Below are 14,304 nucleotides of genomic sequence, written 5' to 3'. Positions count from 1 at the left end.
CCGCCGCCCGTGACTAAAGTCAGGCGCGCGAGCCGGAAACAGAAATCCCGCCACGCGGCGGGATTTCTGCGAGAGACGGTGGCGCGGCTTACAGCAGCGGAATCATCAGCAGCGCCACGATGTTGATGATCTTGATCAGCGGGTTTACCGCAGGGCCGGCAGTGTCCTTGTACGGGTCGCCCACGGTGTCGCCGGTGACCGCAGCCTTGTGCGCCTCGGAGCCCTTGCCGCCGTGGTGGCCGTCCTCGATGTACTTCTTCGCATTGTCCCAGGCGCCGCCGCCGGTGGTCATCGAGATCGCCACGAACAGGCCGGTGACGATGGTGCCGATCAGCACGCCGCCGAGCGCCTTCGGTCCGAGCAGCAGGCCGACCACGATCGGCACGGCGACCGGCAGCAGCGACGGCACGATCATCTCGCGGATCGCCGAACGGGTCAGCATGTCCACCGCGCGCGAGTATTCCGGCTTGCCGGTGCCCTGCATGATGCCGGCGATGTCGCGGAACTGGCGGCGCACTTCCTCCACCACCGCGCCGGCGGCGCGGCCCACCGCCTCCATCGCCATTGCGCCGAACAGGTAGGGGATCAGGCCGCCGATCAGCAGGCCGATGATCACCATGTGGTCGGACAGGTCGAAAGTCAGCGGGGTGTACGTGCTGCCCGCGGCCGCCGCCTTGGCCTGCGCGGCGACGTCGAGGTTGTGCGTGTAGTCGGCGAACAGCACCAGTGCAGCCAGCGCGGCCGAACCGATCGCGTAGCCCTTGGTTACCGCCTTGGTGGTATTGCCGACCGCGTCGAGCGGGTCGGTGACGCCGCGCACTTCCGGCGGCAGGTCGGCCATCTCGGCGATGCCGCCGGCGTTGTCGGTGATCGGGCCATAGGCGTCCAGCGCCACGATCATGCCAGCCATCGACAGCATGGCGGTGGCGGCGATCGCGATGCCGTACAGGCCACCCAGACTGTAGGCGCCCCAGATCGCCGCGCAGATCACGATCACTGGCATCGCGGTCGACTTCATCGACACGCCGAGGCCGGCGATGATGTTGGTGCCGTGGCCAGTGGTGGAGGCCGCCGCGATGTGCTGCACCGGGCCGTACTGGGTGCCGGTGTAGTACTCGGTGATCCACACGATCAGGCCGGTCAGCACCAGCCCGATCAGCGCGCAGTAGAACAGCGCATGGCTGGAAACCACGCTGCCGTCGGCGGCGGTCAGGCCCTGCGGCAGCAGGTTGCCGGTGACGAACCAGAACGCGACCGCGGAGAGCACCGCCGACACGATCACGCCCTTGTACAGCGCGCCCATGATCGAGCCGCCGGCCTTCACCCTGACGAAGAAGGTGGCGATGATCGAGGCGATGATCGACACGCCGCCAAGCACCAGCGGATACATCACCGCCGCCAGGTTGTCGGCGAAGCTCAGCCCGGCCAGCAGCATGGTGGCGATCACCGTCACCGCGTAGGTCTCGAACAGGTCGGCGGCCATGCCCGCGCAGTCGCCGACGTTGTCACCCACGTTGTCGGCGATCACCGCCGGGTTGCGCGGGTCGTCCTCGGGAATACCGGCCTCGACCTTGCCGACCAGGTCGGCGCCGACGTCGGCGCCCTTGGTGAAGATGCCGCCGCCCAGGCGCGCGAAGATCGAGATCAGCGAGCTGCCGAAGGCCAAGCCGACCAGCGCGTGCAGGGCGGCTTCGCCGGTGACGCCGAAGTGGCCGAGCACCAGCCAGTAGCCGGCCACGCCGAGCAGGGCCAGGCCGACCACCAGCATGCCGGTGATCGCGCCGCCGCGGAACGCCACGTCCATCGCCGCGCCGAGGCCGCTGCGCGCCGCCTCGGCGGTGCGCACGTTGGCGCGCACCGAGACGTTCATGCCGATGTAGCCGGCCGCGCCGGACAGCACCGCGCCGAGCAGGAAGCCGATCGCGGTCGGCCAGGTGAGGAAGAAACCGATCAGCAGCAGCAACACCACGCCGACCAGGCCGATGGTGGTGTACTGGCGGTTGAGGTAGGCGCGCGCGCCTTCCTGGATGGCCGCGGCGATCTCCTGCATCCGTTCGTTGCCCGGCGATTTCGCCAGGATCCAGCGCGCGGACAGCGCGCCATACAGAACCGCCACCACCGCACACGCAACGACGATCCACCAGCCATACTGCTGCAGCATCGGAGCCTCCCCATGGGTTGTAAGTGGCCGTCCGGAACGGGCGGTCGCAGGGAGTATAAGGCAGACGCGGCGGCGCAGGCCGTTGTGCGGCGCAGGGCCGTCCGCCAAAGAAAAGGGCCATGCGCGGATGCTCAGCCCCCGGAACGCTTGCCTCGGCGCGGATTTACCGCAGCGCGTAGTCCAGGATGATGCCGGTGGCGATCGCGACCAGCAGGTAGTCGTTGTTCGCGCGCACCCAGTGGTAGCCGCGCGGCGGCGGGTGCAGGCGGTAATGGCGGTAGTCGCGCACCACGTAGCTCGGGCCATAGTAGCGGTGGCCGCGTTCCCAGCGATGGGGGTGCGCCGGGTAATAGCGCGGGCCGGCGTAGTGGTAGTCGCGATGGTCGTAACCGTAGCGACGGTCGTCATGGCGGCGATGGTCGCGGCGCCAGTCGCCGTGGCGACGGTCGTCATGCCAGCGGCGGCCGTCGTGATGACGGTCGTAGCCACGGTCATGGCCATGCCGGCCATGATCATCCGGGCCGGGCCCCGGGGCGGCCAGCGCGAGGCTGCCGGTGGTGAGCAAGGCGAGGGCGATGAGCAGGCGGTGGACGAGTTTCATCTCGGGTCTCCTCCCGTGGCAGGTCGTGGCCGCAACAGCGCGGCGATCGACCCGGGCAGGGTGGATCGTAGGAAATTGCGGCTGAACGAAACCCGATCCCGCGGCCCGGTTCCAGGTGGCCCTCACCAGCAAGGCGGCCTCAGCGCCGGAATGCCGCCAGCCTGTTCGCCACCGCCACGTTCTTCAGCCGCACGTAGCGCGGCAGCCCGTCCTTGCCGTACGGCAGCGGCGCTTCGCCGCAGATCAGCGGGGCGAGGTAACGGCGGGCGGCGGCGGTGATGTCGAAACCGTCGCGGCTGATGAAGTTCTTCGGCATCTTCTTTTCGCGGTTGGCGATCTTCGCCAGCGGTGCCGGTTCGATCTTCCAGCGGTACGGCGCGTCGGACGTGCGCACGATCACCGGCATCACCGCGTTCATCCCGGCCAGTGCGTAGCCGACCGCGGCACGGCCCACCGCATAGGCCTGCTCCGCGTCGACCTTTGAGGCGGCGTGCCGCGCGGAGCGCTGCAGGTAGTCGGGCAACGCCCAGTGGTACTTGTAGCCGAGCTTTTCCTTCACCAGTGCCGCCAGCACTGGCGCCATGCCGCCGAGCTGGGCGTGGCCGAACGCGTCACGGGTGCCGGCCTCGGCGAGGAACTGGCCGGCTGTGTTGCGCACGCCTTCGGAAGCGACCACGGTGCACCAGCCGACGCGCTCGACGGTGGTTTTCACTTTCGCCAGGAATGCGGCCTCGTCGAACGCATTCTCGGGGAACAGGATGATGTGTGGCGGCGCGTCCGCACCTTCGCCAGCGAGGCCGGCGGCGGCGGCGATCCAGCCGGCGTGGCGGCCCATCACCTCCAGGATGAACACCTTGGTCGAGGTCTCGGCCATCGAGGCCACGTCTAGACTGGCCTCCAGCGTGGAAATCGCGGTGTACTTCGCCACCGAGCCGAAACCGGGGCAGCAGTCGGTGACGGCGAGGTCATTGTCCACCGTCTTCGGCACGCCGATGCAGCGGATGTCGTAGCCCAGTGCCTTGCCGATCTGCGACAGTTTCAGCGCGGTATCGGCCGAATCGTTGCCGCCGTTGTAGAGGAACCAGCGGATGTCGTGCGCACGGAACACCTCGATCAGCCGCTCGTACTCGGCGCGGTTCTCGTCCAGCGACTTCAGCTTGTAGCGGCACGAGCCGAACGCGCCGCCGGGCGTGTGGCGTAGCGCGGCGATCGCGGCGGCCGATTCCTTCGAGGTGTCGATCAGCTCCTCGCGCAGCGCGCCGAGGATGCCGTTGCGCGCGGCGTAGACCTTCACGCCCTTGCCGCGGGCGGCTTCGATCACACCGGCGGCGGTGGCGTTGATCACGGCGGTGACACCGCCGGACTGGGCGTACAGCAGGTTGCCGGCGATGGCGGGTGAACGGCGGTTCGGGCTCATGGGATCCTCGGTCAGGCAGCGGGGTGGTTGGCCACGGTCGCCGGCAAATCTTTTCTGCAGCAGGTACTTGGCCGAATACGACGAAGGTCGCTGTTTGACGGCACTCGGTGCAGCGGCTAATTTGACAGGCAATTCCGTGCATCGGGCAGGCGGCTGCAACATGCGGCGGCCTGCCGAACTTGTGGAGCATTATGCGACTCGTCCTACTTGGTGCGCCCGGCTCGGGCAAAGGTACGCAGGCGACCCGACTGAAGACGGCGCTGGGCGTTCCGCATATCTCGACCGGCGACATGCTGCGCGCCGCGGTCGCCGCCGGCACCGCGATGGGACTCAAGGCCAAGGCGGTGATGGACGCCGGCCAGCTGGTTTCCGACGACATCCTGCTCGGCATGCTGGAAGAGCGCCTCGCCCAGGCCGACGCGAAGGCCGGCTTCATCCTCGACGGTTACCCGCGCAACCTGGCCCAGGCTGACGCGCTCGACCACCTGCTGGCCAAGCTTGGTCAGCCGCTGGATGCGGTGGTGAAGCTGGAGGTGCCGAACGAGGCGATCATCGGGCGCTGCGAAATCCGCTTCAAGGCCGAAGGCCGCGCCGACGACAACCCGGATACCGTGCGCAAACGCCTCGCCATCTACGCCGAGCAGACCGCGCCGGTGGCGGATTTCTACGCCAGCCGCGGCAAGCTGCAGGTGGTGGACGGCGTCGGCGAACTGGACGAGGTCACCGCGCGGATCGAGCACGCGCTGCAGAACGAAGCCGCCGCTGCGAACGGCTGAGCCCGCTTCCTGCTCCCTGCAAGGGAATCGCTCGTCATGCGTCTGCACATCCTCGGCATCTGCGGCACCTTCATGGGCGGGGTCGCCGCACTCGCGCGCGAGCTGGGCCACGCGGTCGAAGGTTCCGACGCCAACGTCTATCCGCCGATGAGCACCCAGCTGGAGGCGCTCGGCATCGGCCTGATGAGCGGCTACACCGCCAGGCACCTGCAGCCGGCCCCTGATCTCGTCGTGGTCGGCAACGCGATGAGCCGCGGCAACCCGGCCGTCGAGTACATGCTCGATGCGCGTCTGCGCTACATCTCCGGCCCGCAGTGGCTGGGCGAGACGGTGCTGGCCGACCGCGACGTGCTGGCCGTGGCCGGCACCCACGGCAAGACCACCACCACCAGCCTGCTGGCGCATTTGCTGGAGAGCGCGGGGATGGCGCCGGGCTTTCTGGTCGGTGGCGTGCCGGGGAATTTCGGCGTTTCTGCGCGGTTGGGGGGCAGGCAGGCATACGCAGGCCCCGGACCCTCATCCGGCGCTGCGCGCCACCTTCCCCCGGAGGGGGAAGGGAATGTCGTGCCGCCGATGGCGGCGCCTTTTGTCATTGAAGCGGACGAATACGACACCGCGTTCTTCGACAAGCGTTCGAAATTCGTGCACTACCGCCCGCGCATCGCGATCCTCAACAACCTCGAATACGACCACGCGGACATCTTCCCCGACGTGGCGGCGATCCAGCGCCAGTTCCACCACCTGGTGCGCACCGTACCGGGCAACGGCCGGCTGATCGTCAACGCGCACGACGAGCGCCTGGCCGAGGTGCTGGCGATGGGCTGCTGGACGCCGGTGGAAAGCTTCGGCATCGGCACCGGTGACTGGCAGGCGGAACTGATCGAGGCCGACGGCAGCGCGTTCAGGGTGACGCACCACGGCGAAGGTGTGGGTGAGGTGCGTTGGTCGCTGCTCGGCCAGCACAGCGTGATGAATGCGCTGGCCGCACTGGCGGCCGCCGCCGTCGCAGGCGCCGATCCGCAAGTGCTGCTGCCGGCCTTCGCCAGCTTTGAGAGCGTGAAGCGGCGGATGGAACTGGTCGGCGAGGTGAACGGCGTGCGCGTGTACGACGACTTCGCCCATCACCCCACCGCGATCGCCACTACGCTGGCCGGGCTGCGCGCCAAGGTGGGCAGCGCGCGCATCCTGGTGGCGCTGGAGCCACGTTCCAACTCGATGCGCCAGGGCGCGCACGCCGAGGCGCTGGCGCCGTCGCTGGCCGACGCCGATGCGGTGGTGTTCCTGCATCGCCCCGAGCTGTCGTGGGACGCCGGCCGGGTCACCGCGGCGTTGGGCGGGCGCGGCGCCACGGCGCCGACGGTCGATGCACTGATTGCCGCGCTGCGCGCGCAGGCACGGGCGGGCGACCAGGTGATCTTCATGTCCAACGGCGGTTTCGAGGCGGCGCCGCGCCGTTTCGTGGAAAGCCTGCGGCAGGCCTGAGCCGGCTGCCGCAGACCGGAGCGCCGGCTCTGGGTACACTCGCTGGATGGTCGCCCAATCCCAGTCGCTGCTCGTCGAGATGCCGCTGTTTCCGCTGGCCTCGGTGCTGTTTCCCGGCAGCCAGCTGCAGCTGCGCATCTTCGAGCCGCGCTATCTAGATCTGGTGCGCGAATGCACGCGGCATGGCACTGGTTTCGGCGTCTGCCTGATCCTCGAGGGCAAGGAAGTGGGCGAGCCGGCGCTGCCGGCGGCGATCGGCACCATCGCGCGGATCAGCGATTTCCACCGTGGCGACGATGGCCTGCTCGGCATCGTCGCCGCGGGCGGTCCGCGTTTTCGTGCGGTACGCAGCCGGGCACGCGTCGACGGCCTGCTGCGCGGCGACGTGGAGGTCTGGCCGGACGAGCCGGAGCAGCCGGTGCCGGTCGAGTTCGCCCTGCTGCAGACCATCCTGGAGCGGTTGATCGAGACGATGGCGCCGCAGTGGCGCGATGCGCCGCGCAGCGCCTACGACGACGCCAGCTGGCTGGGCTTCCGGCTGGCCGAGCTGCTGCCGCTGGACGCCGGCGAACAGCAGCGCATGCTCGAACTGCCTGATCCGGTGCAACGGCTGGCCGAACTGCGCGACATCCTGCCGCGCTTTCAGAAGCCGTGAGTCCGGCGGGTTCTACACTGAACACTTTATTCGACGGAGCAACGCGCATGACCGACCTTGCCGGCAAGACCCTGTTCATCAGCGGTGCCTCGCGTGGCATCGGCCTGGCGATCGCGCTGCGCGCCGCGCGCGACGGCGCCAATATCGTGATCGCGGCCAAGAGCGGCGTGCCGAACCCGAAGCTGCCCGGCACCATCCACACCGCGGCGGCGGAGGTCGAGGCGGCCGGCGGCAAGGCGCTGGCGCTGCAGGTGGACATCCGCGAGGAGGCCCAGGTGGTGGCCGCCGCCGCGCAGGCGGCCGAGCGTTTCGGCGGCATCGACATCGTGGTCAACAATGCCAGCGCGATCTGGCTGGCCGGCACCGAAGGCACGCCGATGAAGCGCTTCGACCTGATGCAGCAGGTCAATACGCGCGGCACCTTCCTGGTCACCCAGGCCTGCCTGCCGTACCTGAAGAAAGCGGCCAATCCGCATGTGCTGATGCTGTCGCCGCCGCCCAGCCTCGACCCGAAATGGTTCGCGCCGCACACCGCCTACACCATCGCCAAGATGGGCATGAGCCTGTGCGTGCTGGGCATGAGTCCGGAGTTCGCCCCGCTGGGCATCGCGGTGAACGCGCTGTGGCCGCGCACGGTGATCGCCACCGCGGCGATCGGCATGATCGACGGGGTGAAGGCCGAGCATTGCCGTAAGCCGGAGATCGTGGCCGACGCCGCCCACGCCATCCTGACCCGCCCGGCGCGCAGCTACACCGGCCATTTCGCGATCGACGAAGAGATCCTGCGCGAGGCCGGCGTGAGCGATTTCGACGGCTATGCCGTGCAGCCGGGCGCCGCCCTGCTGCCGGATCTCTTCCTCGACTGAAGTCGGCCGTGCCAAGGCCCGAGCCGGGCGCTAGCATGCGCAACCCTTCCCCTTCTCGCACGCCGGAACACCCATGACCCGCCCCGATGCCACCACCGAAGCCCTGATCTCGCTTGGCAAACGCTACTGGCTGCCGGTGTACAAGCCGCGCGAGCTGGTGCTCGACCACGGCAAGGGCGCGCGGGTGTGGGACACCGAGGGGCGCGACTACGTGGATTTCGGTGCCGGGATCGCGGTGAACGCGCTCGGCCACCAGGATCCGGACCTGCTCGCCGCGCTGACCGCGCAGGCGCACAAGCTGTGGCACAGCAGCAACGTGTTCTACACCGAGCCGCCGCTGCGCCTGGCCGAGGAGCTGGTGCAGGCGAGCGGTTTCGCTGAACGTGTGTTCCTGTGCAATTCCGGCGCCGAGGCGAACGAGGCGGCGATCAAGCTGGTGCGCAAGTGGGCGGCCGCGCAGGGGCGCGCGCCGGAGCGGCGCGTCATCGTCACCTTCAATGGCTCGTTCCACGGCCGCACGCTGGCCACCGTCACCGCCACCGCGCAGCCGAAGTACCAGCAGGGCTACGAGCCGCTGCCGGCGGGTTTCCGCTACCTCGACTTCAACGATGCCGCGGCGCTGGAGGCGGCGTTCGCCGCCGGCGACATCGCCGCGGTGATGCTGGAGCCGGTGCAGGGCGAGGGCGGCGTGGTGCCCGCCGCGCCGGGTTTCCTCAAGCGCGTGCGCGAGCTGTGCGACGCACACGGCGCCTTGCTGGTGCTGGACGAGATCCAGTGCGGCATGGGCCGCACCGGCACGCTGTTCGCGCATGCGCACGACAATGTCGCACCGGACATCGTGACCCTGGCCAAGGCGCTCGGCGGCGGTTTCCCGATCGGCGCGATGCTGGCCGGACCCAAGGTGGCCGAGGTGATGCAGTACGGCGCCCACGGCACCACCTTCGGCGGCAACCCGATGGCCGCCGCGGTGGCGCGCGTCGCGCTGGCCAAGCTGTCCTCGTCGGCGGTGCTGATGAACGTGGAGCGCCAGGCGAACGACCTGCGCGCGGGGCTGGCGCGTATCAACCACGAGCTGCAGTTGTTCGACGAGGTGCGCGGCCGCGGCCTGATGATCGGGGCGGCGCTGGCCGAGGCACATCGGGGCAAGGCCGGCGCGATCCTCGACCACGCCGCCGCGCACGGCCTGCTGCTGCTGCAGGCGGGGCCGGACGTGCTGCGCTTCGTGCCGCCGCTGACCATCACCGACGAGGAACTCGCCGACGGCCTCGGGCGCCTGCACGCGGCGTTGAGCGATTTTGCGGCAGGCTGAGGCTGGCCGGTCAGGAGAGTTCCGATGAAATACCTGCACACCATGGTGCGCGTGCGCGACATCGACGCCTCGCTGCGTTTCTACTGCGAGGGCCTGGGCCTGCGCGAGGTGCGCCGCATGGAAAATGCCCAGGGCAAGTTCACCCTGGTGTTCCTCGCCGCGCCGGACAGCTCCGAGGCCGAGGTCGAGCTCACCTGGAACTGGGGCTCCACCGAGGACTACGGCAGCGCGCGCAACTTCGGCCACCTGGCGTTCCGCGTGGAGGACATCTACGCCACCTGCCAGCGCCTGATGGACATGGGCTACACCATCCACCGCCCGCCGCGCGACGGCCACATGGCCTTCGTGCGCTCGCCCGACCTGATTTCGGTGGAGCTGCTGCAGGACGGTCACCTGCCGCCGACCGAGCCGTGGGCCTCGATGCCGAACACCGGCGCGTGGTAATCAGCCGGGGCGCGGCTTGCCGAGGCGAAAGCGGCAGGCCTGCCCGCCGCGTACCAGGCATTCCATGTGCTGGATATGCCGTCCGGTGGCGGCTTCCATGAAGGCGAGGTCGAAGCGGCAGACGTCGGGGTGGGTCTTGGCGAGGTCGTGGAACACGCAGTTGTAGGCCTCCACCTGGGTTTCGCCGTCGCGCTTCACGGTGGCGGCTTCATAGCCCAGCGTGTCCAACTGTTCGGCCAGGCGCGCGGCGATCGCGGCGTCGCTTTCGCCCTCGATGCGGCTGGCCGCCGCGTGGCCGAGTTCCTCGCCCATGCTCGCCAGCAAGGCCTGCACGCCGGCCTTGCCGGCGCTGGCGTACAGGTGTTCGAGGATGCTGCCGGCGATCAGGCCGTAATGGCGCGGAAAGAGTTCGCGGCCCGCCTGCGTCAGCAGGTAGCGTGCCTGCGGCCGGCCGCCGGTGGGGCGCGCCGTGCCGCGTTCGACGTGACCCGTGACGATCAGCGCGGAGAGGTGCTGCCGCACGGCGTTGTGGGTCACGTGCAGCGCCAGGCACAGCGCCTCCACACTGGCGCCCTGCGGCGCGGCCAGCAGTGTCCGCAGCAGCTTCTGCTGGGTCTGGCCGAGCTGGCGCAGGGCGCCCACGGACTTACTGGGCCTTTTGCGGGAACTGCGCGGCGATGCCGCCGGACAGCGCATCGGCGATGGTGTTCATGTGTTCTTCCATCATCGTCCAGTCCTTCGCGCTGGTGGCTTGGTCGCCGGCCATGATCGCGCCCACCAGCGACTGGTGGTCGGCGGCATGTTGCAGCAGCAGGCCATCGACGGTGGCTTCGGGCCAGTGGTTCGGATTGGCGCCGTGCAGGAATTTGGCGATCTCGCCGGCGTTCGTGGCGAGAGCCTGCATGGCCTTGTCGGCAGCGGCCTTGTCGCCGGCGTGGGTCGCGTCGGTGAGTGCCTTCACGCCGCCCCAGTGACCGGCGAGCAAGGTGAGCAAGCCCTTGCCGGCGTCGGCGCCGTAGAAGCCGGCCACCGCGTCGGAAATCTGCTTGGCGTTCGCCACCACGGCGTCGGCGGTCTTGGCTTCAGCCGCCTTGTTGCCGGCTTTCACGGCCGTCGCGTAGTCGCGCGTGGCGACCAGATGGCCGTGCCACAGGCCGCGCAGCGCGGCGTGCAGCTTCGGTGCGGCGGGTGCGGCGGCGGCTTGCGGGGCGGCCTGCATGCCGGGCATGGCCGGCTGCGCGAGCGTAGTGAGGGGGAGGCTCAGACCCATGGCAAGGGCACAGGCAATGGCAAGGGATTTCATGATGTTTGTTCCGGTGATAGGTCGTCGGATGGCGACCCCGTCATCCTGAACGACGGCGACAAATAGTAAACATGTTCATGTGTAAAGCTTGTCATTGCGTGATTTTTTTCCGGGTCAGCCCGCCTTGGCTGCGCTCGCGGCCTCGCGCGCCGCCTGCAAGGTGTCGGCGATGTCCTGGTCGGAATGGGCGCTGGAGAGGAAGCCCGCCTCGAAGGCACTGGGGGCGAGGTACACGCCGCGCGCCAACATGCCGTGGAAGAAGCGGTTGAACAGCGCGGTGTCCGCCGCCGTGGCCTGCGCATAGCTGCTGACCTTCTGTGCCGTGAAGAACAGCCCGAACATGCCCCCCACGCGGTTGGTGGAGAACGCCACCCCGGCGGCATCCATCACCGACTGCAGGCCGTCGCAGAGCAGGCGGGTGCGGGCGGCCAGTTGGTCGTGGAAGCCGGGCGCCTGGATCAGCTCCAGCATCGCCAGGCCCGCCGCCATCGCCACTGGGTTGCCGGAAAGCGTGCCGGCCTGGTAGATCGGGCCGCTCGGGGCGATCTGTTCCATCAAATCGCGGCGACCGCCGTAGGCACCCACCGGCATGCCACCGCCGATGATCTTGCCGAACGTGGTGATATCCGGCGTCACCCCGTAATGCGCCTGCGCGCCGCCGAGCGCCACGCGGAAGCCGGTCATCACCTCGTCGAAGATCAGCAGCGCGCCGTGCCGCGTGCACAGTTCGCGCAGGCCTTGCAAATAGCCGTCCATCGGCGGGATGCAGTTCATGTTGCCGGCCACTGGCTCGATGATGAGCGCGGCGATCTCCTCGCCTTGCGCGGCGAACAGCACCTTGGCGGCATCGAGGTCGTTGTAGGGCAGGGTGAGCGTGAGGTCGGCGTTCGCCTTGGGCACACCGGGCGAAGTCGGCACGCCGAAGGTGAGCGCGCCGGAGCCGGCCTTGACCAGGAAGCTGTCGCCGTGGCCGTGGTAGCAGCCCTCGAACTTCACGATCTTGCTGCGGCCGGTAGCGCCGCGGGCAAGGCGGATCGCCGACATGGTGGCCTCGGTGCCGGAGTTCACCATGCGCAGCATCTCGACCGAGGGAATCAATCGGGTGATGGTCTCGGCCATGGTCACTTCAGCCGGGCAGGGCGTACCGAACGAGAGGCCGTTTCGCACCGCGCGCTCTACCGCCTCGCGCACCGCCGGATGGTTGTGGCCGACGATCATCGGCCCCCACGAGCCGACGTAGTCGATATAGCGGGTGCCTTCCACATCCCACAGATACGCGCCGTCTGCCCGCGCGGTGAAGAACGGTTCGCCACCGACCGACTTGAACGCGCGCACCGGCGAGTTCACGCCGCCGGGCATCAGCTTCTGGGCGCGCTGGAAGAGTTCGTGGTTGCTCATCGTGAGGGTTCCCGATCGGAGGGGTACAGGTCGGCGAAGTGCTGCGCGGCGGCGCGCACGTCGGGAGCGGCGAACACGGCGGTGATGGCCGCCAGGTAATCGGCGCCGGCTTCGACCAGTGAGGCGCCATTGTCCGGCGTGATCCCGCCGATCGCCACCCGCGGCACGCCCAACGCGGCGCTTTGCCTCAGCAGGTCGATCGGGACGCGCGCTGCCAGCGGCTTGGTCGGTGAGGGAAAGAACGCGCCGAACGACACGTAGCTGGCGCCGGCGCGTGCGGCAGCCTGTGCGCGCGGCAACGAGCCGTAGCACGACACGCCGACGATCGCATGCTCGCCCAGCACGGCACGCACGGCAGCGGGATCGTCGTCGTCCTTGCCCAGGTGCACGCCGTCGGCGCCGACGGCTTGGGCCAGTGCGATGTCGTGGTCGATGATCAGCGGTACGTGATGAGTGCGGCACAGCTGCATGAGTGCCGTCGCTTCGGCGTGGCGCCGCGCCGCGTCGTCGCTCAGGTCGCGGTACTGCAGCAGCCTTGCGCCGCCGGCCAACGCCTGGGCGACGACGGCGAGCAGGTCGTCGCGCGGCCCGTCGGTGATGGCGTACAGGCCGCGGTCGGCGGAGAGTATTGGCGTCTTCTTCAAATCGTCGCCTCGTAGGTGGGTGGGGAAGGTAGCGGCATCATTGTCGCGCTTTCGTATTGTCGGGCGAGTTGCGAGAATGCTCCATTCCCTAGCGATCCGAAGAAACCCGATCATGAGCCAGAGCTCCACCGAAACCGCCTTGCGCAAATGGATGTGCGTTGTCTGCGGCTACATCTACGACGAAGCCATGGGCGTGCCCGATGAAGGCATTCCCGCCGGTACGCGCTGGGAGGATGTGCCCTACACCTGGACCTGCCCGGATTGCGGTACGACCAAGGACGATTTCGAGATGATCGTGATCGACTGAACGCCGATCCCTGCCCGCAAACGGCCCGATTCCGTCAGTGCATTGGCCGGGCCGGCTGCTTTGATGTTCCTGCGCCGGTCAAGCGGCGCGCCGTACTCAGGAACATCCCATGCGACAGTTCATTCCGTTCGAAGACGACTGGGGCGTACTGGAAAACCTGCGTCCCGAGGACCTGATCCCCTATCGCACCGGCATGCTCGACGTACCTGGTGCGGTTGTTCAGCGTACCGGCCCGATATCGCCCTCGATCTTCAACACATCCCCCGGCTGCGCACCGATACGTCGCGCCGTGCCGGCAGACAGCTCCAGCACGTAGATTGCCGGCGCATCGCTGGGGTAGGTCGGGCAAGGGTCGGCCTTGCATGGCGGCACGTCCACTTGCATCGAGACCAGCCGACGCTCCGCATCGAAGTACAGGATGTCCAGCGGGATCAGGGTGTTCTTCATCCAGAACGCCTGCGGCCCGGTGTGGGGAAACACGAACAGCATGCCGTGGTCGGGCGCCAGCGCGGTGCGCATCATCAGGCCGTGCTGGCGGCTGGCGTCGTCGGTGGCGAGCTCCACCGGAAAATGCTGCCCATGCAGCTCGAGCGCCGATGCCTTGGATGGCGTGGGAGCAGGGCCGGAGCAACCGGCCAGCAGGAAAAACATCGGGGCAACCCATCGTTTCATTGCAGCTGCTCGTCGCGGGCGGGAAGGCGCGACGGGCAGTGTAGCGCTGCGCGCGAGCGTTGCTTTCCGGAGAAAAGTGCATGCGCCCCCTTCCCAGACGCCCAGCTCGGCGCTATGATTCTCGCCCCTTCGACGAGGCGCCCTTTCGCGAAGGTCTCCGCGACACCCCACGCTGAAAATTTCCTTGCTGCGGGTGTTGACGGTCGCAAAAAGCGATGTAGAATGGGCGGCTCACCCGGAACGAAAGGTTCCGGGGCGATCACCGAAGT

The 14,304-nt window shown here is 68.6% G+C and carries 15 protein-coding genes; 7 read left to right on the top strand and 8 right to left on the bottom strand.

The genetic code is table 11. From position 1 onward, the window contains the following. Positions 1-88: 88 nt before the first annotated feature. The 3 genes from AC3WTD_RS13060 to AC3WTD_RS13050 form a co-directional block, all read right to left on the bottom strand. Entirely contained in the window at positions 89-2,161 is a 2,073-nt protein-coding gene (locus AC3WTD_RS13060) for a sodium-translocating pyrophosphatase (RefSeq protein WP_027491418.1), read from the bottom strand. Positions 2,162-2,324: 163 nt separating this feature from the next. Then, a complete protein-coding gene (locus AC3WTD_RS13055) occupies positions 2,325-2,762 on the bottom strand; it encodes an RcnB family protein (protein ID WP_027491419.1) in 438 nt (145 codons plus the stop codon). 139 nt (positions 2,763-2,901) lie between these two features. Continuing rightward, the gene (locus AC3WTD_RS13050) at positions 2,902-4,179 is read right to left on the bottom strand and encodes a 6-phosphofructokinase (RefSeq protein ID WP_492614028.1); all 1,278 of its coding nucleotides are present in this window, start codon (positions 4,177-4,179) and stop codon (positions 2,902-2,904) included. Between the two features lie 191 nt (positions 4,180-4,370). On the opposite strand from AC3WTD_RS13050, the gene AC3WTD_RS13045 reads away from it, so the two are divergent. From AC3WTD_RS13045 to AC3WTD_RS13020, 6 genes are all read left to right on the top strand, one after another. Further along, entirely contained in the window at positions 4,371-4,955 is a 585-nt protein-coding gene (locus AC3WTD_RS13045; RefSeq protein ID WP_492614027.1) for an adenylate kinase, read from the top strand. Positions 4,956-4,991: 36 nt separating this feature from the next. Then, positions 4,992-6,437: a UDP-N-acetylmuramate:L-alanyl-gamma-D-glutamyl-meso-diaminopimelate ligase gene (gene mpl / locus AC3WTD_RS13040; protein ID WP_492614026.1), complete on the top strand. Its 1,446-nt coding sequence runs from the start codon at positions 4,992-4,994 to the stop codon at positions 6,435-6,437. Positions 6,438-6,483: 46 nt separating this feature from the next. Continuing rightward, positions 6,484-7,092: an LON peptidase substrate-binding domain-containing protein gene (locus AC3WTD_RS13035; protein WP_492614025.1), complete on the top strand. Its 609-nt coding sequence runs from the start codon at positions 6,484-6,486 to the stop codon at positions 7,090-7,092. 47 nt (positions 7,093-7,139) lie between these two features. Continuing rightward, entirely contained in the window at positions 7,140-7,958 is an 819-nt protein-coding gene (locus AC3WTD_RS13030) for an SDR family oxidoreductase (RefSeq protein ID WP_027491424.1), read from the top strand. A gap of 73 nt (positions 7,959-8,031) precedes the next feature. Further along, complete coding sequence (locus AC3WTD_RS13025; protein ID WP_027491425.1) at positions 8,032-9,267, top strand: acetylornithine/succinylornithine family transaminase; 1,236 nt, start codon at positions 8,032-8,034, stop codon at positions 9,265-9,267. A 24-nt stretch (positions 9,268-9,291) separates the two neighbouring features. Further along, positions 9,292-9,711, top strand: coding sequence for a VOC family protein (locus AC3WTD_RS13020; RefSeq protein WP_027491426.1), 420 nt, complete (start codon positions 9,292-9,294; stop codon positions 9,709-9,711). On the opposite strand, the gene AC3WTD_RS13015 is transcribed toward AC3WTD_RS13020, so the two are convergent. From AC3WTD_RS13015 to thiE, 4 genes are all read right to left on the bottom strand, one after another. Then, positions 9,712-10,353 carry a helix-turn-helix transcriptional regulator gene (locus tag AC3WTD_RS13015; protein ID WP_492614024.1) on the bottom strand — a complete coding sequence of 214 codons (642 nt, stop codon included), beginning with the start codon at positions 10,351-10,353 and terminating at the stop codon, positions 9,712-9,714. Between the two features lie 4 nt (positions 10,354-10,357). Further along, on the bottom strand, positions 10,358-11,014 hold the full coding sequence (locus tag AC3WTD_RS13010) for a hypothetical protein (RefSeq protein WP_185754555.1): 657 nt from the start codon (positions 11,012-11,014) through the stop codon (positions 10,358-10,360). 114 nt (positions 11,015-11,128) lie between these two features. Continuing rightward, entirely contained in the window at positions 11,129-12,412 is a 1,284-nt protein-coding gene (gene hemL, locus AC3WTD_RS13005; RefSeq protein WP_492614023.1) for a glutamate-1-semialdehyde 2,1-aminomutase, read from the bottom strand. Further along, on the bottom strand, positions 12,409-13,056 hold the full coding sequence (gene thiE, locus AC3WTD_RS13000) for a thiamine phosphate synthase (RefSeq protein WP_027491429.1): 648 nt from the start codon (positions 13,054-13,056) through the stop codon (positions 12,409-12,411). The genes hemL and thiE overlap by 4 nt, the downstream gene beginning before the upstream one ends. Before the next feature lie 112 nt (positions 13,057-13,168). Between thiE and AC3WTD_RS12995 the strand changes: the two genes are divergently transcribed. Further along, entirely contained in the window at positions 13,169-13,363 is a 195-nt protein-coding gene (locus tag AC3WTD_RS12995; protein WP_027491430.1) for a rubredoxin, read from the top strand. A gap of 219 nt (positions 13,364-13,582) precedes the next feature. Here AC3WTD_RS12995 and AC3WTD_RS12990 read toward each other — a convergent pair whose 3' ends face one another. Then, complete coding sequence (locus AC3WTD_RS12990; protein WP_492614022.1) at positions 13,583-14,035, bottom strand: DUF192 domain-containing protein; 453 nt, start codon at positions 14,033-14,035, stop codon at positions 13,583-13,585. Positions 14,036-14,304 lie beyond the last annotated feature (269 nt).

Source organism: Rhodanobacter sp. FW106-PBR-R2A-1-15 (assembly GCF_058789735.1).
Note: the sequence above shows the minus strand (reverse complement) of the source record. Positions and strands in the feature narration are given on the sequence as shown.

Coding starts and splice junctions, on each gene's coding strand:
- AC3WTD_RS13060 (WP_027491418.1), bottom strand. CDS start 2,161: ATGCTGCAGCAGTATGGCTGGTGGATCGTCGTTGCGTGTGCGGTGGTG.
- AC3WTD_RS13055 (WP_027491419.1), bottom strand. CDS start 2,762: ATGAAACTCGTCCACCGCCTGCTCATCGCCCTCGCCTTGCTCACCACC.
- AC3WTD_RS13050 (WP_492614028.1), bottom strand. CDS start 4,179: ATGAGCCCGAACCGCCGTTCACCCGCCATCGCCGGCAACCTGCTGTAC.
- AC3WTD_RS13045 (WP_492614027.1), top strand. CDS start 4,371: ATGCGACTCGTCCTACTTGGTGCGCCCGGCTCGGGCAAAGGTACGCAG.
- mpl (WP_492614026.1), top strand. CDS start 4,992: ATGCGTCTGCACATCCTCGGCATCTGCGGCACCTTCATGGGCGGGGTC.
- AC3WTD_RS13035 (WP_492614025.1), top strand. CDS start 6,484: ATGGTCGCCCAATCCCAGTCGCTGCTCGTCGAGATGCCGCTGTTTCCG.
- AC3WTD_RS13030 (WP_027491424.1), top strand. CDS start 7,140: ATGACCGACCTTGCCGGCAAGACCCTGTTCATCAGCGGTGCCTCGCGT.
- AC3WTD_RS13025 (WP_027491425.1), top strand. CDS start 8,032: ATGACCCGCCCCGATGCCACCACCGAAGCCCTGATCTCGCTTGGCAAA.
- AC3WTD_RS13020 (WP_027491426.1), top strand. CDS start 9,292: ATGAAATACCTGCACACCATGGTGCGCGTGCGCGACATCGACGCCTCG.
- AC3WTD_RS13010 (WP_185754555.1), bottom strand. CDS start 11,014: ATGAAATCCCTTGCCATTGCCTGTGCCCTTGCCATGGGTCTGAGCCTC.
- hemL (WP_492614023.1), bottom strand. CDS start 12,412: ATGAGCAACCACGAACTCTTCCAGCGCGCCCAGAAGCTGATGCCCGGC.
- AC3WTD_RS12995 (WP_027491430.1), top strand. CDS start 13,169: ATGAGCCAGAGCTCCACCGAAACCGCCTTGCGCAAATGGATGTGCGTT.
- AC3WTD_RS12990 (WP_492614022.1), bottom strand. CDS start 14,035: ATGAAACGATGGGTTGCCCCGATGTTTTTCCTGCTGGCCGGTTGCTCC.